17 protein-coding genes are annotated in these 22420 nt (G+C 33.6%); 3 read left to right on the top strand and 14 right to left on the bottom strand.

Annotated elements, in window-relative coordinates:
- Positions 1-9: 9 nt before the first annotated feature.
- The 6 genes from PL77_RS25060 to PL77_RS25035 all read right to left on the bottom strand — a co-directional run bounded on the left by PL77_RS25060 (position 10) and on the right by PL77_RS25035 (position 12013).
- Positions 10-5016 carry an Eco57I restriction-modification methylase domain-containing protein gene (locus tag PL77_RS25060; RefSeq protein WP_044211523.1) on the bottom strand — a complete coding sequence of 1669 codons (5007 nt, stop codon included), beginning with the start codon at positions 5014-5016 and terminating at the stop codon, positions 10-12.
- A 230-nt stretch (positions 5017-5246) separates the two neighbouring features.
- Complete coding sequence (gene tnpA, locus PL77_RS25055) at positions 5247-5660, bottom strand: IS200/IS605 family transposase (RefSeq protein ID WP_044211521.1); 414 nt, start codon at positions 5658-5660, stop codon at positions 5247-5249.
- 161 nt (positions 5661-5821) lie between these two features.
- Entirely contained in the window at positions 5822-8683 is a 2862-nt protein-coding gene (locus tag PL77_RS25050) for a helicase-related protein (RefSeq protein WP_044211519.1), read from the bottom strand.
- Positions 8684-8783: 100 nt separating this feature from the next.
- Entirely contained in the window at positions 8784-9947 is a 1164-nt protein-coding gene (locus PL77_RS25045) for a hypothetical protein (RefSeq protein ID WP_156152531.1), read from the bottom strand.
- 110 nt (positions 9948-10057) lie between these two features.
- Positions 10058-10624, bottom strand: coding sequence for a lysozyme inhibitor LprI family protein (locus PL77_RS25040; RefSeq protein ID WP_082026720.1), 567 nt, complete (start codon positions 10622-10624; stop codon positions 10058-10060).
- 18 nt (positions 10625-10642) lie between these two features.
- Complete coding sequence (locus PL77_RS25035) at positions 10643-12013, bottom strand: hypothetical protein (RefSeq protein ID WP_044211513.1); 1371 nt, start codon at positions 12011-12013, stop codon at positions 10643-10645.
- Positions 12014-12431: 418 nt separating this feature from the next.
- On the opposite strand from PL77_RS25035, the gene PL77_RS25030 reads away from it, so the two are divergent.
- A complete protein-coding gene (locus PL77_RS25030; protein WP_044211511.1) occupies positions 12432-13184 on the top strand; it encodes a metallophosphoesterase in 753 nt (250 codons plus the stop codon).
- Positions 13185-13423: 239 nt separating this feature from the next.
- Here PL77_RS25030 and PL77_RS25025 read toward each other — a convergent pair whose 3' ends face one another.
- The 6 genes from PL77_RS25025 to PL77_RS25000 form a co-directional block, all read right to left on the bottom strand.
- Positions 13424-13633 carry a hypothetical protein gene (locus PL77_RS25025; protein ID WP_044211510.1) on the bottom strand — a complete coding sequence of 70 codons (210 nt, stop codon included), beginning with the start codon at positions 13631-13633 and terminating at the stop codon, positions 13424-13426.
- A gap of 12 nt (positions 13634-13645) precedes the next feature.
- Positions 13646-14302, bottom strand: a complete 657-nt coding sequence (locus PL77_RS25020; RefSeq protein WP_044211507.1) for a hypothetical protein — start codon at positions 14300-14302, stop codon at positions 13646-13648.
- 11 nt (positions 14303-14313) lie between these two features.
- The gene (locus PL77_RS25015) at positions 14314-15342 is read right to left on the bottom strand and encodes a hypothetical protein (RefSeq protein ID WP_044211505.1); all 1029 of its coding nucleotides are present in this window, start codon (positions 15340-15342) and stop codon (positions 14314-14316) included.
- Position 15343: 1 nt separating this feature from the next.
- Positions 15344-16501 (bottom strand): DUF6371 domain-containing protein, encoded by a 1158-nt coding sequence (locus PL77_RS25010; RefSeq protein WP_044211503.1) that lies wholly within the window; start codon positions 16499-16501, stop codon positions 15344-15346.
- Between the two features lie 144 nt (positions 16502-16645).
- Positions 16646-18037, bottom strand: a complete 1392-nt coding sequence (locus tag PL77_RS25005) for a DUF3987 domain-containing protein (RefSeq protein WP_044211502.1) — start codon at positions 18035-18037, stop codon at positions 16646-16648.
- A 100-nt stretch (positions 18038-18137) separates the two neighbouring features.
- Positions 18138-18332 carry a helix-turn-helix domain-containing protein gene (locus PL77_RS25000; protein WP_172665948.1) on the bottom strand — a complete coding sequence of 65 codons (195 nt, stop codon included), beginning with the start codon at positions 18330-18332 and terminating at the stop codon, positions 18138-18140.
- A gap of 219 nt (positions 18333-18551) precedes the next feature.
- Between PL77_RS25000 and PL77_RS24995 the strand changes: the two genes are divergently transcribed.
- A complete protein-coding gene (locus PL77_RS24995; RefSeq protein ID WP_044211499.1) occupies positions 18552-19322 on the top strand; it encodes a helix-turn-helix domain-containing protein in 771 nt (256 codons plus the stop codon).
- A gap of 437 nt (positions 19323-19759) precedes the next feature.
- Here PL77_RS24995 and PL77_RS24990 read toward each other — a convergent pair whose 3' ends face one another.
- Entirely contained in the window at positions 19760-20983 is a 1224-nt protein-coding gene (locus PL77_RS24990) for a site-specific integrase (protein WP_044211497.1), read from the bottom strand.
- Positions 20984-21230: 247 nt separating this feature from the next.
- Between PL77_RS24990 and PL77_RS24985 the strand changes: the two genes are divergently transcribed.
- Positions 21231-21653 (top strand): N-acetyltransferase, encoded by a 423-nt coding sequence (locus PL77_RS24985; protein WP_044211495.1) that lies wholly within the window; start codon positions 21231-21233, stop codon positions 21651-21653.
- Positions 21654-21659: 6 nt separating this feature from the next.
- On the opposite strand, the gene PL77_RS24980 is transcribed toward PL77_RS24985, so the two are convergent.
- The gene (locus tag PL77_RS24980) at positions 21660-22337 is read right to left on the bottom strand and encodes a M48 family metallopeptidase (RefSeq protein WP_044211493.1); all 678 of its coding nucleotides are present in this window, start codon (positions 22335-22337) and stop codon (positions 21660-21662) included.
- Positions 22338-22420 lie beyond the last annotated feature (83 nt).

Here is a 22420-nt window from a genome sequence, read left to right as displayed (position 1 = left end):
ATGATTCTCTTAGTTCTTATTAAACACCCCCTCAAAATACCCCCAAGCAACCTCATAATCCTTCAATCGGTCACATTTCTCAAAAGGTGCTTGGTACACCACTTCTTGCCCTTTGTACATTTCTGATTTCTCAATGGTATATTTAAACTGACCTTCTTTTTTATCTTTTATTGATTTCCAAAACTTTTTATCTTCTGGATCATTACTGATCCCTACTCCATTAAGTCCTCTACTTACAGTGTAAACAATTTTGCCGTTTTGGTCGTACCAGGTGTCGTCTTCGTTTTGTTGGAGGACGGGGAATTGTACGTTGTAGATGAGTTGTAATTCTTCTAGGGTGAGGCCTAATGCCATGGCGGTGATGACGTCAATTTCTACTAAGGCCCAACGGCGGGCGTAGTAGGTACGTAGTGGTGTGGACCACTCCCAGGTTTGTTTTAAGTTGGCAAAGCTTGGTAAGCGGTGGTCTGTTTTACTCCATTGCATGCTGTTCCATGTGGGATCGTAGTTGCGTTCCCATAGGTCTGCGTAGGGTTTGGTAAGACAGTTGAGGAGGAGGGTTCTTAGGGCTAAGTGGGGGTAGAATTTTTTATTAATACCCAAAGGCATACTTCTAAAAATATCACTTCCTATATTACTTTTACCTAACGTTTTTATATAAAAATCAATAACTGATGAAGCACATAAACCTGAAAATTCTATTGCTGAATCATCTGAATTAAAAACCATTGAAATTACTCCATGTACATGCGAAACTTTAGGAGGAATAATTGAAGGCTGTAAAGTTCTTTCAACAGCGACATCAAGCATTTTACTAAAACAGACTTTATACTCCTCAATCCACTCTTTCCCATTCTCCAAGCCTTTAATCCTATTTCTAAACTGTCTAAGGTCTTCGGCAGGCACGTAGTTGGTTCTTGGTAAGAAATCCTTAGAAATAACATCTTCAATATTTAAATCTACAGTGTCATAATCAGAGCTTTTATTGCATACTTCTCTTGGTATTTTATTGAATGGATTAGCTACAAAAAAGTGTGGCCCACTATAAATTAATTCACATTCTTGAAGGTTAGGAAATTTTGTTTTTCTTTTTATAATTTCTGCATTTACTGCATTTGTTTCATCCCAACAAACAGTAGTATAAGAATCGACATCTTCTACTTTCCCTTTAAACTTGGATAATTTTTCTAATACATTAATAATTTGTTTTGAATGTATAGAAACTAACTTTGGTTGCTTACCATTTGATGAATTTTCAAAGGTTTGGGCTAAAATGTTAAGTTGTTTTTCTGTGAAATGTATGATTCTATCTTTATGAGGTTTTACATTCCATGACATTTTTCCTGTCTGCTCATCTTTTACTTTAAATCCTCCACACATACCACTCCCATTATGAGTATAACAGCCTGTAATTGTGGATGGATGAAATAAATTATTAATTGAATCAAAACTAACCTTCTGATTCAATCCTTTATAAATATGGATACCGTAATTTCGTGTGTGCATCACTTCAGCAAAAAGAACTAATTCATTCCTAAACTGAAAATGATATTTCAATCTCTGATAAATCTCCTCACGCATTCTACCTCCCTTTGGGTCATCATATGTACCTTCTGGATGAACTAAACCTGCAAAACCTTGTTGTGCCAATAAACCAAAAGCATTTTCTAAAATACATTTGTACAAATTGGTTTGTTGCCCTTTTAATAATGGGAAGTTTTGTAACGCATTTAAGAAAGCAGAACCTCCCAAGTACTCATACAATTCTTCATCAAAAAGACTCGCTAAATGAGGGTCTTCTGCTAAAAGACCTTCTTTTAGTTTACGTACCTGTGGAGCAGAAACTTTACGAATTAATACTTCTGGATTCTTTTCAGAGATCACCCCTTTTTCTTCAAATTCTAATTTCACCCAAGGTGGATTCCCCACAATCACATCAAAACCACCTCTATCTTGGAATACTTCTACAAACTCCAATTGAGGGTGGAAATAACGGTAGCGTTGTGCCATTTCGGCAATGCGTTCTTGTCGGAGAGAAGTGTGTTCTTGCCCTAGGGTTAATTGTCCTGATTTGAGCTTTTTGGCTTGGTCGAGGACACGTTTTTCGAAATCGCGTTGAGAGGTTTTCGATCTTAGTCCGCGTTGTTCATTATGTGTGTCATGATTGGCTTCCATTGTTGACCCACGATTGAAATCGTGGGCTGTTGATAAGGAAAGAATAGCTTCTATGTCAGTGAGCCATTGAGTACGGGTTGGGAGGTCTTCTATGTCTTTGAGGTCCCAATACCATAAGGCACACCAATAGTCCATCACCCTTTTGATTTTGTGGTAAGGAGAATTGCTGAGGTCACGAGTTTGGATTAAGCGTTCTTTTTGCTCGTAGTCGGTGGTATCCAAAGCCATTTGTTCGTCATGACTTTCACGCATTCCCCAAATCTTTTCGGTAGAAGCTGTCAATCTATTGATGGCTTTTTGTTGTTCTGACCAATCTACCAATAAGGTATCAATCTTGGCAGAAATACGGGCTAAACGTTGGCGTTCATCGGCTCTTGCAGGTTGTAACCATTCCGTACGCATCTCTTTGGCTTTTTTGCTCGCTTCAGGAAAACGTTTCGACAGTTCTTTATGGTCTGCTGCTGCCAACATTCCTTTGTCTGCCAACAAGAAATGATACACCTCTCCTTCTTTACGGTTGATTGTTCCTTCTCCTTTTAAGAAAGAAAGTTTACGAGGTGCTTTGGTCCACCATTCTTTTTTCTCCCACTTTTTCCCTGTTTTGCCTACAGGTACAAATTCAATATCGTCTTTTTTATAGGCACGCAACCAAGCCCCTACTGTGGCATTACCTGCTCCCAAACGATAGCCAAAGAAAGGCGGTTCCATGCCCTTATGAATCACATTGAGCCATAGAGACAATTTCCCCAATTCAACGGCAGTGGGGTTTAAGTCCATTCCATACACATTGTTGGTGGCAATATAGGCTTTCACCTTTTGGAGTTCGCCTTGTTGGTATTTTCCCGGAGGAACTTTCCAATTATTATCTCCCTTCTCTTTCTTCTCTTTCTGTCTGGTCTCTAAATATACCTCTGCCAACTGATTGATCACTTCGTTGTGGAAAGCTGCTGCACCCATGGCAGGTTCTAGCACTTTCATTTCCAGTAAATCTTTGGCACGGATCTCCCCTTTTTCCAATCGCTCTAAAATAGGCTTTAGCGTATATTTTACGGTGGTTTGGGTCAATACCTCCGGCGTATAGAAAGAGGCTGATTTTTGTCGGTCACGCCCACTCAAACGGTACAAGAACGTTCCTTGTAAAATCCTTTTGTCCTCCCCGTTTTCTTCTTGGTAGATTTCCGTTTCTTTAAACTCGTCTCTTCTACTTCTAGGCACTAAGAAAGAACCGTCTTCACGCACTACTTTCTCTGAAGTCTCTTTGGCTTTCTTGGCTCTATGTACCTCTATCATTTCTTCTTCTGCAAAGAAACCTCTAAAGGCCAATAGACTCTCGTACACACTACCCAATTGGTTTACACCCAAGTTGGCATAAGAAATTCTTCCTCTCTGCTTTCCTTTCTGCTTTTGAGAAAGTGATAATTGCTGTATGATCTCTTGCCATACATGATTACGGAAACGAACGCCTTCCAATACTTTAAAATGTCCGTCGTCAAACATTGGGCTATCCAAGGGTTTCATTGAGAAACTTCGATTGTTGCCCGTTTTATTAATGACGTCTTCTTTGCGGTAGCCTCCTTTTAATAGAGCAAAAAGCTGTGCAATAGAATCGTGGAAGAAATACCCATTACGGTGTGCATCGGTATTTAATGGCGTTTGTTCCAAATCGCGCAGCATATCTAAGGAATATCCCTTTTTGTAGACTTCATCGTCCATAGGGAGAATACCTAGTTCTGGGCGAGATTCTGCAAAGAAGATAAAGAGAAGGCGGTAGACTACGGTTAGGCAGTCGTTTTTGAGATCGTCAGCATTTAATGAAACGTTTGTATTCCCATGATTGAAATCATGGGCTAATGATGCATCGTCTGTTAACCCACGATTGAAATCGTGGGCTGTTGAAGCCCCATCTTCAGCCCATGAATTTATTCGTGGGGAGTTTTTTGATAGGTAATAAACAGCTTCATTAGCAAGTCCTTCTACGGCTTTGATGACCCCTTCTTTTAGGTCTTTGGTTACGGCATAAGCACTTTTATGTGATTCTTCGTCCAATTGATCCATTAGAATCACATCGGCATCGGGTGCTAATTTCTCTTTGGAAAGCATAAAGTACAACAGGGCATAATAGCCTTTATTGTGGCTTGCTTCATCGAAAAGCATTTCCAAATCGAATTGTAAATAGCTTCCTCTGCCCCATTTGTCGTCTCGCATTAAAAACACCTGATTGCCCGCTAAAAGCAATACATATTGAGGGCGTTCTTTTTGATCCAACAAAAACAATTCTCCAATGGCTTGGTTTATAATGGCTGGAGAGATATTAATATCCTCTGGTACTTGAAATACTCCTTCCCACTGACTTGCTGTATAACGTTGTGATCGTTGGCTAAACTCCAACTTCACTTGGTCGTTTTCGGGATCTTCATCGATGTATTTCTGCTCAAACAATCCTTTTGGTGGTACATCTCCTTCTTGTACCATGGCTTGCATCTCCATCACAAACAAGTGAGGATGATCCGCTCTGTACAATTTGTGTCTTACCGGTATGCCTTGTTCATCGTTCAGTAAGAATAATTCTTTGTAATCTGTGGGTTCAGCATCATAGCCCAAAGCCGTCAGTAACTTGGTATGAAACTTATACGTGGCATTGATTTTATCTTTTGGTCGGCGTAAACCGATGTACTCTTTCTTGAAGGTAAAGTAATCTTCTTTTAAGCGACCTACTTTCTTCTGTAATTCTTTAAGGTCTTCTTCTGCATATCCTGATTTTGCTTTCACTTTGCTGATCAGGTTATCATCAAAATAGTTGGAGGTGAAGAAATCTCCGTGATTGTGAATGAATTTTAGCATAATGTATTTTTTCTTTCATCAGCCCATGAATTTATTCATGGGAATTGATAATCTACGATACGCATACCCACGATTTCAATCGTGGGCTGTTGATGCATATCTCACGTCATAAGACCACGAATTCATTCGTGGGATATTGTTTATCCATGATAATCATCTACACCTTGTAACCCACGAATGAATTCGTGGGCTGTTGATGCAAAACATATCATAAGTCCATGAATTCAATCCTAAGACATATTTTGTATTTCAGTTGAGAAATCCATCTTTTGATGTTTTTCCCATTGATTTTTGATATAATTAATAGCTACTGGTACTCGATTAGGACTGACTGAAAATGCACTATACCCAACTTGCCAAGAAAATATAAAATCAAACCATTTTTGATCATTTATTCTTTTCGCTGAAATCGCTTTTAAGTTTTTTACAACAGTTGCAATGTTTTGAGTAGAAGACAATTTTACTAAACAATGAATATGTTCTTTGTATCCATTTGTAAACTGTAAATCAATACCTTTCTCATGTGCAATCTCGTTAAGTAAAGGTCCTAATCTATGTATCAATAAATCTCTTGTAAAAACAGCGTCTCTGTTTTTAGTGGTCCAAATAATATGGAACCATAGTTGACAATTGTTGTGAGGCATGTAGTTAGAATTTGAATTATGAATCGAAATTCTAAACTACAAAAAAACACATTAAATCAATATTCTATGATTGAAATCATTTACATCTTGTTCCCATGATTGAAATCGTGGGCTGTTGATGCATCCCACATCATAAGCCCACGATTTCAATCCTGGGGATTTTAATTAAATGCCACCGCCAACAGCTTTAGATAAGGCTCATTGGATAAGGTAGCCATATCGTTAAAGTATTGAGAGGTTTCATCTGAAATGGCCGTAATTTCTTTGTCCATCTTTTCTTTTTTACGTTTTAAGATGGTATTACTTGTCTCCTCAAACTTGATTTCTAACGTCTTGTGTGACTTATCTCTCCATTCTTCGAGCTTCTGTTGGTATTCCTTCATGCGCTCCTCCATTTCAAACTGTCTGTTGGTTTGTTTCTCAAACAGATAAGGTGTTTTAGCCATCATACAAGCCATATCAAGGTTATCTTGTACGTTAGAAAGATCCTTTTCAGTGATTTCTCTTGTATAAGTTTCTTCATGAATAGGATGTTCCCTCAACCAGTCTTCTAGAGCCATTGGTTTTCCTATCAAGTTGCCCATTGTACCAATAGACACTACAAGAAACTCAGAAAGAACGGGTTGCCCTAAAGCATTGGATACTTGCCCATGGAAAATGTAATGTGATGTTCCTTCATTGACTTTGGTTGTTTTGATGGCCAAAGCAGAATCTTTGTCGATACTTCCTACTAAACGATTCATCAACACTTTTACCAAAGGATGCAGATCATACAACACTTGCCACTTAGGCCATTCTCCTTTTTTCTTTCTAGCCTCTTCAATTCCTCTTTGAATGGCTTCTTTGTCTGTGGTCAGCTTGTAAGATTCCCCAATAGATGGTTTCGCTTCTTTGGGTAAATCATATAATATATCTTGTAATGCTTCTGTATTTCGGATAGAAATCAAATTGTCTGATCCAATAGAAATTTCTTCTTCTGAGAGTAATTCTTTGTGGATCAAGTAGGCAATCAATTGTTGATAATATTCATCATCACTCTCATAGAACTCGATTTGATCGCCTCTTGATTCACCTTTCGTTTCAGGGATTGTTAAAGGTGTACTCTCTTCTTCAAGTAACGCCATTAAATCAAACTCTTCCTCCTCTTCTACATTACCATAGGTAGCTTCTTTCTCTAAAAACGTTGGTTTATTTTCAGTTATCGCTTCCGCTACATATTCATTTTCTTTTTCAGCATTATACAAATGCATTACTGCTCCAGCATCACCCAAAGTATTGTGCACTTCCTCTTCTTTATCAGTCAACTTATTGACGATATGAAGATCATCTTTTACACCATCTAAACCAGAATTGGCAACTAAATAATAAATATATGGTGTATGTTGCTGTCCAAAACGATCAATACGCCCGTTACGCTGCTCTAAAGTAATTAACGACCAAGGAATGTCATAATTAAACATCACATTACAGTAGTAGTGAAGGTTGACCCCTTGAGAACCGGCATCAGAAGCTAGAAATAAACGGACAGAAGAATCTTCTTTTCCAAAATCTTCTACAGCTTCCTGTTGCTGAATATCATTCAATCCACCATGAAACATTCGAATGGCATTTTCCTTTAAAGAAAAATCTGCTTGTAATTTTTCCTGCAAGGCATCTAAGGTATCTCTACGTTCTGCGAAGACCAAAATACGTTGGTCCTTTTTACCCCCTTTCCATTTCAGCTTTTTTAATTCTTCAACCAAACGAGCATACTTTGCATCGGCTTTGGTTTCAATTACATTACGCACCAAACGGATCGCCTCTTCAATATCTGCTGTTTCAACTATTTTTCCTTCTTCCTCCTGCTTCTGCATTTTTTTCAGCCTACCCTCTAAAGTAGACAAACATGCTTCAGGTGAAGATAAATAGGCTTTAAAAAGGATAATTGAAAACAAGTGATCCCTTTTTCCTTTACGTTTCCCCTTATGTTCATTCAGATCTTTAATTTTCATCTTCTGTTGAAAACGAAGGAACTCTTCTTCTGCATGCATCAAGTTGGCTTGTAAAGAAATGATCTTACGGTCTTGGAACTTTCCTTGTACCGCTTCTTCATCCAAATCTTTCTTGAACCTCCTTACATAGTAGCGCTTAACATCATCTTTGGTATATTCTCCTGATTTTGGAATGGCTGTTGGCTCAATCATAGAAATCAGATTCGCAAAACTTTCTTTTCTTCCATTATGAGGCGTAGCCGATGTTAAAATCAAGGACTCACAACGCTCTGATAAAAACTGTGCTAACTTCCCTCTCTGACTACTGATATTGGCCACCGTATGTACCTCATCAATGGCAATGATATCCCAATGTGCTTTCTCCAGATAATGCTTGAATTTTGCATCATTCTTTAGTGTATCAATTGAAACAATGATCTTATCATAATAATCAAATGGGTTCTTATTCGCAGGAAGTTCAGCTTTCACTTTAGCAATCCCTTCCGAATCTAGTCGTACTAAAGGAATCGCAAAACGTGACCATAACTCTTGCTGAAACTGCCCTAAGATCGATTTCAACGCTACCACTAAAATACGCTTTCCTCTACCTCTTTTGATCAGTTCAGACATCATAATACCTACTTCAATGGTTTTACCCAAACCCACGGCATCTGCAATCAGAATTCTTGGTCTTGGTAACTGTAACGCCTGTTTTGTAGGAGTATATTGAAATTCGGTGGGATTAATGGCTGCTTTTTCCGCTATCTCTATATTATTTGACTCAAAATTGGCATTGCGTATTTGAGTATTCAATAATAATTTTGTCAATCTATAACGATCACTCTTATCTGCTATGATCTTAGTATTCTCAGCTTCCAAGAGCGATATATCTTTATCTAACTCGGTATCAAACACATAAGACTTTCCTTTTACAAGGTCACTTACCCCCTCACAAAAAAGCAGGGTGCCTTGTTTGAAATTGTCTTGAACTTTGGTAATTAAAAAATCTTCACCTCTTGTTGTAATACGTATTCCAGGGGAGTATTGAGACATGGATAAAATTGGATCTATTGTTGTTTTTAATAGGTTAAATATAGTGGTTTTTGTTACTAAAACATCAATAACATACAGATTAAATAATCATCAAATGTTATTAATTCCGTATTATGTTACGAATCTTAAACCACCAATCAATTAGTGTTTCAGAACTGATGTGTTTAAGAGATTTTTGATAACCTAAGCTTTGTCTCAACGAGGGGTTTGCATCCCAAAGATTACTTCTCTTATACCCTTCTTCAGCAGTAATAAAAGTCTCTAAATTATTCACAATCTTATCATATCTCGGGATGTTAGTTGTGAAAATATGAGTTGCTTTTCCAGACAAACAGCTTTCCCATATCAATGACACTTTCTCTGAGGTACCTAACGTTTTTACAGTAAAGATAAATGAATCATGTTCAGTGTAAGTATTATGGAGTTTTACCTTTTCCACCACTGGAATAATTTTATAATCCTCAAGCTGCTTTTCAGACAATTTCTTGATATACTTTTTCTTTTTAGGATCTATTGTGAAAATTTGAAGCAATTGTGCATTGCTTTTCTTTTTCATTGCATCCCTTAAAATTTCACCTTTTGGTTTATCTTTGAGACTATCTAGTACTTTATAATTTCTTTTTGAAGGAGTCAATTCCAACACTTTATATAAATCATTTATTCCCTCAATTCTACTAATACTATATCCCTTTAAGTGGACAATAAGCGTGTCGCTCTGTAGTTTACTTTCGATATGATCTCTTACTGCCTCAAAGCTTTTTCTTGATTTTGCAAAGGGATAAGCTAATTTAGTTTGATATTTAGGATGTTTCACTTTCAAGTGTCCATCTTCAAAATCTACATCACACCAGCTACAAGTATAGCTTGTTACCGTATTAGTATTATTTAGTGATCTATTCTCTTTTTGGACATCAATTACCTCTTTTTTTACTTCTATCTTCTGTTTTTTAGTTTTTTTGTTATTCGGTTTAGTTTTAGGTTTTCGAGGAATTAGATGTTTAAAAACCTCCTTAAACTCCTTATAAAGTGATGGATATTTTTTCAGTTTTTCTGGAGTTTTGAATACTTCTTTGAACAATGTTTTTTTATAATCATTCAGCAGAATCAACTTTATTTTTAAAGTACTTACTACATCAAACATAAATACCTTTGAACTATTTGAGGATTTATAATATTTGATTATTTCAAACTCCGATTGATTGATAAAGTAATTCTTATGCAACACGTTAATTACACCATCACTAATCAACGTAATTTCATTCATTTTTAATTTTAACATCACTAATGGGTAAGTTTATTTTGCTTGAAAAATATTTAGTTATACTCCTTTTTGTTATTGAATAAAAAAAGAGTCAAAAACGTAAAAACTTCTAATTAATGTACCTCTACTTCAAAGAAATAATACCAATTTAAATAGTTAGTAAAATCTTCCACTCGCCGTCTTATTATTTCACTTCTATAATAATTTGAAATTTCTGTAGTCATAGTTCCGTGCTTAACCGGATTGATACAGGATAATACCCCTTTAAAATCATCTTCTCGATCCCTAAATTTAATCCACATCCTCTGAGAAAGAATTAGTTTTTCTTTCTCTTCATCATTTAAAACACTCATTAATTTTTGATAGTACTTATTCAATAGTTTATCATATTCCCAAATAAGCACTAGAGAAGTTCTTTTCATTCTACCGCCAGCCCTATATGAAAGTGTTTGAAAAATGTGATATATAATCATTGTATCAATCTGATATTCTATATCTAAGGCTTCAGAAGGTTGAATATTGGATGATAGTCTATTTTGTAATTTAATAACTTCATCACTTTGGATAAATTCAGAACGTATTTCTTCAATATCTTGATCTGTAAACATCTGAGCATGTATTAATGGAGTTACTCCTAACACAACTACTAGTATCAATAAGATCTTTTGCATTCTCATCATAACTAACTACTAGAAATATTATACATCATAACCATACACTACTTCTCCATTAAGCAAAGCCACGTCTGTTTTCAGTCCTAAGGCTCCAAGACCTCTTGCATCCAATTTCATAATAGGGTATTTTTCAATCAAAATTTTTAATTCCTCAAGAAGAATATCTACTGAGCTAAATCTATTATTCATATCAAAAGCAAGACACTTTTCTAAAAAAGCTCTCCATTTATTTTTACTATCTCTATTTCCCTCAAAAATTGAACTCTCAGGAGAGATATAAACAAATGGCTCATCAAGTAATATCTGATGCTTTACAATGCCATTAGCGTCAGGAATATAATAATCCGATGTCTTCCCAAATTGTTGAGCTCCAATATAATTCAAGATCACAAGTCCTATAAAATAGATATCAGTTCTTTCATCTAAAGGTTGGAGAAGAAGTTGTTCAGGTGCAAAATATTTATCGTATTTTGAAGGACTCACTGCTCCAATGCTAAGGTTTAAACTATCTTTCAATACCCATTTACTTTCTAGAAAATCAATACAACCGGCATAAAAATTACCATGAACTTTTCCATCTGAATGCATCCCATTTAATGTTTCGATTCCTTGAATTAAAGTATCAAAAAACGCCTCGGATGTAAGTTGAATAGTAACATTTGCTTCATCATCACGATAACTACTTAAAGCCTTTTCTGCATACTTGTTGAGAAGTGTTATATAACTTTCATCCAATAAAAGCCCATCATATTCATTAGTAGGTGTAGTGAGCTTATACTCTAAGGCTAACGGTAATAAATTAGAGACTGGGGTTAAATCTTTTAGATAGATATATGTTTCCTTCTCTCTTACAACTTTAATAAAAGTTCCGGTTTCAAGATGAATTCCTAAGTACTCTGGCTTTTGATATTCATTTCTCAAATCGATAATATCATCATCTGCATAAGAAGTAAGCACCTTACAGTAATTTAAAGCTACTCCACCATAATCATCATCATGCGATCTGCCTGTAGATGAATTTACCTGATCATAAAAACTTTGCCTTGGACAGAATCTATCTAGAAATGTCGATAAAGAATATAGGTTTTCTTCAAAAGGAGAAGATGTAATAAAGTAATCTCCCTCATAAGGTGCATCTTTTACTGGGAATACTTTCTCTTTTAGTAATACTTTTTGAAGCCTCTTTCCAATGCTTTCAAGAAGATCTTTTTCAACACCTTCAAGATCATTTCTATATTTGTATAGTTCCTCTTTAAGTAAATCAACTTTGATTTGTAACACATTTAGATATTCCTCTTGTCCCAATGCATTTTTGCGAAATGGGATATAAAGGTTTTCATTGTATTTTAAGATGTCATCGTAAGTCTTAACATCTGAAGGTAAAATATTTTGCATGTTGTAGTTAAACTTTCAAATAATATTAATAGTACTCCAATTAACTGTACTTATCCCAACTAAATATGTGATTGACAAGTTATACGAGAGTTATACTATTAAATGTGTAAAAAAGAGGTAAAACCCCTATTTATTATAATTTATTAATCGATCGATCAAGTCAAAAGATGTATATTCAAAGATGTAGTTTTAAACTTAGCTAATAATCAATTGTTTAACACAAGAAAAATAGATAAAACTTAGAAAAGTTGTGAACATTATATTTAAGTGGTTATTTGTAGGCAATGTATACTATATATATTTCGTATACTAACTTCCCAAAACATTCAATTTTGAACTGTATTTACAGTTTTTAAGTCAAAGTTAGTCTACATTGTACTGTATACTTCAATGTAGACTAAGTCCTAAATTTTACGTTATGAAAATCCAAATTTGCTCTGACTTACATCTTGAATTTGAGGAAAACCGAAAATGGATAAAAGAAAATCCGTTAGAAGTTAAAGGAGAGATATTAATTATTGCAGGTGATACCTATTACTTAGATCAAGATTTTGCAGAATTGGATTTTATACAAAAAGTCTCTACACTATTTGAGCGTGTATTTTTGATTCCTGGCAACCATGAATATTATAACGGGTTTGATTTAAGTATTACACTAGACCATTATTGCATGGATATACTACCCAATGTTCATTTAGTTAATAACTACTCTATCGTGATTGATGGTTATCGCTTGATTTTTTCTACGCTTTGGTCTAAGATTTCACCACATAATACCATCATCGAACGTAGAATGAATGATTTTCACCGTATTAAATATAATGGTGAATTAATAGATATTGAAAAGTATAATGACGTACATAAAAAGTGTTTTGATTTCCTTCAATCTGAAATTAATAAACCTGAAAATAAGATCGTCATTACACATCATCTACCAAGTAAAGAATGTAACCACCCCGACTTCTATGGTAGTATTTTAAATCAGGCATTTTGTGTTGATAAGACAGATTTTATCCTTGAAAATACAATTCAATACTGGATATACGGTCATAGCCACCGAAATATGATGGATTTCCAAATTGGAAATACACAAATGCTCACAAATCAATTGGGGTATGTACAATTAGGAGAACATCAAAGCTTTGATCTTGGAAAGGTTATTCATTTATAATTTTTGATTTCCTTCACCACGTAATAGATCTTTAAATAAGCTTTTAAAAAAATACTGTATACTATGTATATTTTGTATACTAACTCCCCAAAACCTTCAATTTTGAGCTGTATTTACAGTTTTCAGATAAAAGTTAGTCTACATTTCGATGTATACTTTAATGTAGACTAACTGTATAAAACTAAAAGAGCAGACCTCCTTGCGGAAAATCTGCTCTAAAAATGGGATAAAAGCTAGTACTATTTTATATAAATTTCTGTACTTCTTTTTTTCTCCAATAATCGGTAATAATCATCTGTAAAACCTCCTGAAAGTGGTTCTTCTGACTCTTCTTCTTCTGAGGTATCATCTATGATTTCCGTTTGATCTGCTTCAACATCTACTATTGACTCTTCGTTGTTGAATTCTTCTTCTTGATTGATATGGTTCTTTAAAAAAAGATTAAGCATTGTTTTTCGGTTTTAAATGAATGATTCGATTTCTGATACTACTTCTGGTGAGAAGTTAAACTTCACTGTCTCTAAAGAGTTGTTTTCGTCAAATTTTCTTAGTCCTTGTTCAAAGTAATCCGAAAGCTTGACAACGAGGAAATACTCTTCTTTGAATGCTTTAAAGAGTTTTGGTGCTTCTGAGACCTCCCTTTTCCAATCCCAAAGCTCATTAAACACATGCAACACCTCTTCATTGCACATTGATACTCCATCTAAAGCTAATACTTCTTCAAAGTGCCCTATTATCTCTTGTTGAAGTTTTCCTTCTTTTTCTTGAAATTCTAAGGTACCATTTAACTCCTGCGCTTTAGATTGGCTCTTTTCAAGCTCATCTTTATAAAACTGCAACTCGCTTTGCATCTTAGCCATTTGTTTTTTCATCGCTTTGGCTTCCTTGTCTTTTTTAGACTTTTTCTTCAACTTCTTAGAAGTCGATTCTGTTGGAACAAAATCATCATGAATCTGTTCATATTCTGTTCCATCCATAGGAGGATTTCCTTGCAAAGAGGCTCTTCCTCTTATAATCTCTCCTACTTTTCCGTGAGACAAACCTACTTCTGCCCCAATTTTGCGATAGGACAGCCCTTCTTCATAGAGGGCTATCACTTGTTCTTGTAATTTTTCCATTTGTAATGAAATTAGTTTTGCTCCTTTAGAGCTTGTTTAACTTGTGAGGGATTAAACCCTAAACTGCATAGTTTCCTCATGTCTCTGCATCCATTATGTATTGCAGACAAGAGTGCTTCTTCTTTTTCTTTGATTGAAGAAAGAGGGTCGGTACTAGGCAAACCGTCTTTATCATTATGATTTCCTTGTTTTATGTCATGGTCATGTAGTTCTTCATGTAATGATGTTAGTGCTGTTTTCCAATCTGGCTTTATTTTAATAAGCGTGGAAAGTTCGTTGACAGATTGATATTGGTAGTAGACGATAAACCAATAACCAAATGCAATTCCTAAGTCAATGAGAAGGAATAATATCACCAAAATAATTCTAGGTTCTTCACTTTCATTCCTTAACTTCTTAATCTTGGTTTGATAGGTGTCTTCTAGCTTCTTCTTATCGTTTTGAAGATTCAAATCAATTTGTCTTAAACGATCTTCATACTGTAAAACCCTTAAATTTTCTTCCTTTGTAAGCATCTGTCCCCAGCGTTTCTTACTTGCCTTATCCAGATGTAAGAGCTTTGTTTCATAGAAACTTTTCCTTGTCTCAGCGATACTATCCAACGAACTCTTATTAGACGAATAATTTGCTGTTATTTCAGTCGTATCTAACTTTACTTCAACATACCATTGATCAATTCCTTTACAAGAAAAATAAATACTCCCTAGGCTAAATATCAAAGCTAATATTGTCAATAAACCAATGGGTTCTTTTCTATATTTAGATTGAAACAAAGACGAAATACTCACTGACTTTGCATACTCCCAAATCAATATCACAATTGCTGAAGTAATTAATGCGACTATAGGTTGAAAGAGTAAATCAAATGTTGATTTCACAAACCAGACTCCTGAGCAAATACTCATAATTGGTAGAAAATAAACCAATACATGAACTGTTTTGTAGAGTGCCTTATAACGCATTCCATAAGGTCTTGATTCTAATAATTCAGCATAACTATCAACCAATTTTATATAGTTTGCTAATTCAATTTTTCTCATTTTAAAATATTATTTTGTTATCATTAATTATTTCTTTGCAACCCCATTCGATTAATGAGATCATTACTTTATCCATACATGGAAATACAGGATATACACCTGTATTACAACCACTTAAAATATCCTGCATATCCATAAAAGAATATGAATATCCACTCTTAAACAGTGGTTTATAAAGTCCTACTATATTTTTAGGGTGTAGCATTAAGTCGTTGCCAAAACGTTGTTTGATACTATTGATTATTTCTTTGTCACTTAGGATTAGATCGGCTAAATCAGAGCCGTCATTTAATGATTCTCCTATGTTTGAGAGCTGTATATCCACTTGGTATTTCAATTGGATATCCTTTGCTTTTTCTTTCCATAGTTCTCTAGATTGTTCACTAAAGTCAGGTATTAGAATTACCTTACGACCTATTAATGCTTCTGCTTTATCAAGAGTCAAACCATTCAATCCTTCTGTCGATAACCATATATATTGTGGCTTCCAAAGCTCCCCCAGTAACGTTGTTTTTGCAGACTCTACAATAGCAATAGTTTTATTCAAATCTTGATTCAATAGGTGTTCTCCAAAGAAGCATTGCTTTAAGTGAAAGTTTGAGTTTAGTTTTCCTTCTTTCATTAAAATACTATGTAACCAATCCGTTGAATATCCACTCTTCACTCGTTTCAATTGTGGGTCGTATTTCATTATTTTAGCAGTGCGAATTCGGTTCTGCTTATCGATTTGCCAGAACATCACTGCATCATCCAAAGAATGATTCGATTTGAAGTTGTAAGTATTCAAATGATACTTCAGATGTAAATGCCAATAGGCACCTGTTCCAAATTTGTCTAATATCGAATTAGCAAATTGACTTTCTCCTTTTTGCTGATAAAGTAACCGCTTCTCTAGGACATCAAACTCTTCTTTGACAGTAATTTTTTTAGGTCGAAAGATCACATCATTTTTAGAATAAGTAGGCTTTTTATGATAACCACATTTCTCTTGGCGGTCACACCTTCCTTCATCATTTTGGAGGTATTCATTGGTTTCAAAATTGAAATATCTTACTAATTTTTTCTTCCCACAATTGGGGCATACCACTTTCTTTGGGGTGTGATCTCCCCTTCGGGTATCCAGACTGATACTCCATGTTTTTTGATTTGAAAATGTCATATTAAATGAATTAATTAATTTTTGGGTGTTAGTCTACATCATAGTATACACACAATGTAGACTAACATTCCTTTGAAAAACTGTATTTTTGATATTGAAATGGGTGATTTTTCCACTTAGTATACAAAATCTACATAGTATACACTAGCTGACGTTTTTGATATATTCCCCCCTTTTATCTGTCTTCTTCAGCATCCCTTTTTCAAGTAATTTTGGGAGCAACCTATTTTTGAAGTTTGACGTTTTAATACCCACTTGTTCAGCGATTTTATGAAGTTCAGATGTTGTTACAAGTGTATTTTCAGGTATCAAATCTAAAAAGGATTGATGATTACCTTGTAATGTAGATTTACCATGAGTTTGCTCTAACACTACATTTGCGGTTCCAATGAAATAATCACAAAGCAATTTAGCTTTTTCCATGCTTGCTAACGAAATACTCTCCACATGTACGCCAATTTTATCATCAAATAATTGATGAAGCACTTCAAGCAACAATGCAAAACGTGGCATGTAATCACCAACTTTCTTATAAGCGGAAATAATAGCATCATCCTTTGTTTCAGATGCTACTTTCAAATAATGATTGAAGCTACTGATGAAGTAGGTTCTTGCCTCCTGAGATAAAGGAATATATCTCATTTCCTCGTCCTGTAAGGCATCATACAACCCTTCCATTTTCTTATAGAACGTATCTAAACGATTACTAGAAAGCTCTTTCTCTGAGAGGTAGTTCACACTCTCACTCTCTGGCATGACAAAAAGAATTCGATATAAAAATCCATTATCCCCATTTCCATTCTTTGTAAGTTGAGGCAAAATGCTAGGTTGAATTCCTCCTATTATTGAAAGAAATGGATCTTTCACATATAAATTCTTACCTACACGATCTACCTCACCCACAAGCCCATTAAATACACTCAAGAAAAACTCAATATCTGCACCTTGACGATATTGATTCATGCTTTTTAGCCAACCTATCAGCTCATCTTTAAAAAGCACTAAAGAATCTTTAGCTAATAGATGACATAACGATTCTTGTGTAGCATCAGAAGTGATTAAACGTTTACGAGTAGGTTCTTTATTTTCTAAAATAAATTCCCTTTTCTCTGTCTCATTCATTCCTACAATAGCTGCTTCCCATTCTGCTTTCTTTGCTTCATACCTTTCTATTTCTTTTTCATTAATAGAAGTAAGTACTTTCAAAATGATTTTGATAGCTGGCGATTTACCAATACTTGAGTTACCAATAATAGCTGTATAAATACTTGGAATTGTAGTCCAACCATTTTTCACAATCACCCTCATTTTTCCTCCAATAATTACACTTAAAACAACAAGTGTTGTCATCGCAGTGTATGGCTTCTCAAATGAAAATACATCCTGTAATTCTAATAGAGTCTCTTGTATATACTTTGAAAATACATAAAGTGGAAAAGGGTATTTCACCTCTGATTTTAATGTATTTTTGGGCAATACAGTATCTTCCAGACTTGAAATATTGTTCAAGTCTGGTGAATTGTTTAACTTTATCATCTAGTATAATTGTACTGTGTACAAATAAAATCTGAAGGTATTACGATGGCAGTCGTTTTACCTTTTTTATTTATACACAGGTTAATTTGAATAGAGAGTGCTACATATGTTTTCCTTTAGTTGTAATACATTTTTCAATATCTACTCTTTTAAATAAAGTCTTTCGACCAAATTTATGATATTTCAGTCTTCCATCTTTCATAAATTTGTGGATCGTTGATCTACAAAGACTGTATTCTTGTGACAATTGTTGAATAGTCAATCTGTCGTTGTTTTCTTTAGATTCTTGAGACATAGAATCTATTTTTTTTAGAAGAGTTTCTGTTTTAGATTCAAGAGAGTTTAATCTTAAAAAGAGTTCTTCAAAAGGGTTTGCTATCATTTTTAACCTGTATTAAAAAAATATATAATCTATTAAAAGATTGTCTTATTTTTGTATTTATTATACATTAACAACCGTTAAAGTTCAAAAATAGAACCCGGGTTCTATTTTTCAAAATAAATTTAAATATTTATGGAGATCCAATTTGGAAAAAGAATACAAACTGTTCGTAAATCGCTAAATATCAATCAAAAAGATTTAGCAATGATCCTTGGGGTTTCACAGTCTTTTATATCAGCAGTAGAAAAAGATAAAAAAAAACCTACAAAAGAGTTACTTGAATATTTAATTCTAAATGGAGGAAATCATAGATATATTCTTAATGTAGATCAGAAAAATGTTCTTAATAAAAATTTTATTTTATATAATAACAAAGATCTTGAAAAGTATATTAAGATCACATATGAATGTATTCAAAGTAATACACGTTTGAAATATGACGAATACATTAGAGACAATGAAATGTATAATGAAATTGAGAATCAACTTCACGAAAAATATCCTGATTTATATGAATTAAGAAGAACCTTATCAACATTATATTATATCTCTGAATCTATTTCTAACAAATTCGATCAAATTGATGTGGATATTGAAAATACTTTTTATCGTATCATTGTAAATGAAAAAGCAAAAGATCCTGATATAATAAAAAACATCTACGAAAAATTTGATAATGAAATAAATATTAAGGAAAAATTACCATTTTTCAATAACACATTAAAAAAATTAAAAGAGTTTACAGCTTATTTTGATAATAAGAAACCTTCAAAAGGGGAAAATTTTCAAAGTGAAAATTTTGTATCAGAACCTCCTAAAATAAATTATGCAGAAAGTATAATAGATTCTTTGGATAGAAAAGATGAGAACAATTCTATTGAAAGAAAGGTCTTTAAATTTTAAAAAGAATTAAAAGTTTTAGAGTTTGTTTACTAAAAAATCTATCTCTAGTAGCCTATTTTTCTAGGTGACTTCAAAGTAATTTGATTTGTCTTAGATGAACAACTTTTCTTATACTTATCTACAAAGTGAACTAGATGTTTTGCAAGGGATCCGACAAAGGAGCTAGTTCACCTTCCCTTATTTAAAATGGAGGTTCACTATATCTTTGTATATGTAAATTATTCATCAAATCATCTTAATTTTTCTACAAGTTCAACTGTATTCTTGCTCCAAATTCAATCTATAGAGAATCTTGTTAAAAGTTAGTTTTTTTGATCTGCCATAACTGAATTGAAGATCATAGCCTTGTTATGAAATTTTAATGTTGATTAGTCTAAAAAACAATAATATACATATTCTGCACTTATTTAGGTTCAATTAGATACTTCTTATTAATCCTAATCACTTAATGCCATTCTTACCAAGTCCATTTCTTTCTCTTTTGGAATGTTTACATATTTAGAAAAACTTCTTTCATCTTTATGACCTGTAAACTTCATCACAGTTTTAGTAGGAACTCCTTTTAGTAAGAGTCGTGTAGCAAATGTTCTTCTTCCTGTGTGAGTTGTAATTAATTCATATTTGGGTTTCTGATAAGTTGTTTTTTGTGTTCCTTTAAATTCATCCACTTCAAAAAGGTCATCTATACCTGCTAATTTGCACACCTCTTTTACATACTGGTTTAGCTTTTGATTACTTATCGCTCTAACTTTACCATCAATCAGATCATGAACAATACGAGAGGATTCTGAATTTAAAGGGACTTCTATCCTTTCATTAGTCTTAGTTTGTCTTAATACCAAATATTCTCTTTCTTCAGAATCTATTCTTATCTGAGATAAATTAATTTTACTATAGTCACTAAATCTAAGACCTGTCAACGTGGACAGTATAAGCAACTCTCTCGCATTATCTAAATAGTTATTGGTTAATGATACAGTTCTTAACTTATCTATATCCTTATCATCTAAAATTGGTTTTAATGTTTCTGGTTGATGAGTTAGAGAAAATTGTTTGTGATCATCATTATCAACAATCTTCATTGATTTACACCAATTCAAGAAAGTCTTAAACAAACCAAGATACTTTGCAGTGGTTTGAACATTGAGATCTGCATCTTTATACATATAATCCTGAAGTCTCTCAAAAATCATCTGATCCATTTTTTCAAGATCAAAAGTGATATATTTCTTTTCCTCAAAACCCTTTAAATGTACTCTCAATGATTTTATCTTTTTAATACTTGAAATTGAAAGAGAGTTTGTTTTTAACTCAAGGTAATTATCAAAAACTTTCCAAAACTGCTCTTCTTTAGTAACTGTATTCTCTTTAGGATGTAATTGCTCCTTTATATATTTTGCGTTTGCTTGCAATCCATTATTTTTCGCTTCAAGATAAATAGTGAAAACACGATTTTTAAATTTTTCAAGTTGTTGATTTAAAGCAACTGCATTTGAATTCGCAGACAGGATTCTTTGATTCTTAACACTCCAGTGTTTTGGGTTTACAGAGACACTAGTAGGAACTTTAATAAAAACACCTCTTCCATCAGACACAGCACAAATAACTTTTGTTACTTTATGAGCATTTTTGTCTTTCAAATATAATTTCACTGTTGCCATAATAACCAATTACAAAAAGAGAGATAAAAAAGGGGATAACATTGGGGATAACATTTTTGTTTTGCAATCCATTTCCATCAACAATATTACAATAAATTTGATGTAATGTTGCGTTATTAGTATAAAAAAGACAATAATAGACAGTAACACACAAGAGGTTCAATTCCCTCCGACTCCACTAGAAACCGCGTTTACAGTAATGTAAGGGCGGTTTTTTTTTATATTTACTAACTAAAAACTAATTATAATGAAACCAAATATCTCTGAATTCAAAGATGAGTTAAATCAATTTCTAATGAATAGGTTTAAATATAAATATCCTCCTGCTGATTATTCAAACCGTTTTAAGAAAAATTTAATAATACATAATAAACGGAAAGTTGATATTTATATAAGATTTCATATGAATTCTTATGAATCAATTGGTTGGAAAACTAGAACATTGATTATTGCTAGAATATATTTTAAAAGCATACGAAAAGGACATGGTACAGCTTTTCTCAAATTCTTAACAGAAAGATGTAAACATTATGGTTTCGACTATATTGGAGTTGAAAGTATTAATCCTAATTCTAGAGCATTTGGAGAAAAATTTGGCTTTCATATGATAGGAGATCATAACATGTATATTGAAGTAGATAAACTCAAAAAGTATTTTAAAAATAATTAATACCAATCACACCTCCCAATAATCCAACCTCTTATCAAACCCCTCATAATCTTCCATGTGCTTTCTGATTTCATTCCAAAAGTCCTTTGTGTGGTCTTTGAAAGGAATATGACATAGTTCATGAAGAATAAGATAATCTATCAGTTGCCATGGTAGTTTAGAAGCATCAATATTGAGGATAATTTGATCCTCAGAAGTACATGAACCCCATCGCTTTTCCATTTTTCTGAAAGAGACTTTGGAAGGTGTATAGCCTGTTGTTTTGATCCAGCGATTAAAACGAGGTTTTATCTTTTCAATACATTTTTGGCGATAAAAGGATTGGAGCTGTTCATTGATGTTCTCTTGAGTGACTTCAGTTAGAGTGATATGAAATTTTGAGCCTGAAAAAAGCACTTCATTTTTATCCCCTTTTTGTACTTCAGTATAATACTTACGACCAAAGTAAGGCAAGCGTGAACCTGTTTTTATTTCTTCGTGAATGGGTTCAGCAACTAGCTTCATTTTTTCTATGATCCATCTTGCTTTCTTTAGCACATATTTATCCGCTTTTTCTTCTGTTACATTCGGGGATCTATAAAGAATAGGTTGACCTTGCTCAACTTGAATATAATCATGCTTCAACTCCTTTTCTATGCTAATTACATAGTGAATTGTTGTATTACCGTATTTTACCTTACCCATGGATTGATTTTAACTGTCTTATTAAAGTTTCCTGATAATTAAACTCAACTTTATCATCAGGATAACTTTATTAAAAATCACTC

This window comes from Flammeovirga sp. OC4 (assembly GCF_000812565.1).
Lineage (GTDB): Bacteria > Bacteroidota > Bacteroidia > Cytophagales > Flammeovirgaceae > Flammeovirga.
The sequence above is the reverse complement of the archived record's forward strand: the minus strand, read 5'-3'. Positions and strand labels throughout refer to the sequence as shown.

Bases quoted from the DNA above. Each gene is read 5' to 3' on its own strand.
- PL77_RS25060 (WP_044211523.1), bottom strand. From the start codon at position 5,016: ATGCTAAAATTCATTCACAATCACGGAGATTTCTTCACCTCCAACTAT.
- PL77_RS25040 (WP_082026720.1), bottom strand. From the start codon at position 10,624: ATGATGAGAATGCAAAAGATCTTATTGATACTAGTAGTTGTGTTAGGA.
- PL77_RS25020 (WP_044211507.1), bottom strand. From the start codon at position 14,302: ATGGAAAAATTACAAGAACAAGTGATAGCCCTCTATGAAGAAGGGCTG.
- PL77_RS25045 (WP_156152531.1), bottom strand. From the start codon at position 9,947: ATGAATGAAATTACGTTGATTAGTGATGGTGTAATTAACGTGTTGCAT.
- PL77_RS24980 (WP_044211493.1), bottom strand. From the start codon at position 22,337: ATGGGTAAGGTAAAATACGGTAATACAACAATTCACTATGTAATTAGC.
- PL77_RS25010 (WP_044211503.1), bottom strand. From the start codon at position 16,501: ATGACATTTTCAAATCAAAAAACATGGAGTATCAGTCTGGATACCCGA.
- tnpA (WP_044211521.1), bottom strand. From the start codon at position 5,660: ATGCCTCACAACAATTGTCAACTATGGTTCCATATTATTTGGACCACT.
- PL77_RS25000 (WP_172665948.1), bottom strand. From the start codon at position 18,332: ATGTCTCAAGAATCTAAAGAAAACAACGACAGATTGACTATTCAACAA.
- PL77_RS25050 (WP_044211519.1), bottom strand. From the start codon at position 8,683: ATGTCTCAATACTCCCCTGGAATACGTATTACAACAAGAGGTGAAGAT.
- PL77_RS25005 (WP_044211502.1), bottom strand. From the start codon at position 18,037: ATGATAAAGTTAAACAATTCACCAGACTTGAACAATATTTCAAGTCTG.
- PL77_RS25030 (WP_044211511.1), top strand. From the start codon at position 12,432: ATGAAAATCCAAATTTGCTCTGACTTACATCTTGAATTTGAGGAAAAC.
- PL77_RS25025 (WP_044211510.1), bottom strand. From the start codon at position 13,633: ATGCTTAATCTTTTTTTAAAGAACCATATCAATCAAGAAGAAGAATTC.
- PL77_RS24990 (WP_044211497.1), bottom strand. From the start codon at position 20,983: ATGGCAACAGTGAAATTATATTTGAAAGACAAAAATGCTCATAAAGTA.
- PL77_RS24995 (WP_044211499.1), top strand. From the start codon at position 18,552: ATGGAGATCCAATTTGGAAAAAGAATACAAACTGTTCGTAAATCGCTA.
- PL77_RS24985 (WP_044211495.1), top strand. From the start codon at position 21,231: ATGAAACCAAATATCTCTGAATTCAAAGATGAGTTAAATCAATTTCTA.
- PL77_RS25035 (WP_044211513.1), bottom strand. From the start codon at position 12,013: ATGCAAAATATTTTACCTTCAGATGTTAAGACTTACGATGACATCTTA.
- PL77_RS25015 (WP_044211505.1), bottom strand. From the start codon at position 15,342: ATGAGAAAAATTGAATTAGCAAACTATATAAAATTGGTTGATAGTTAT.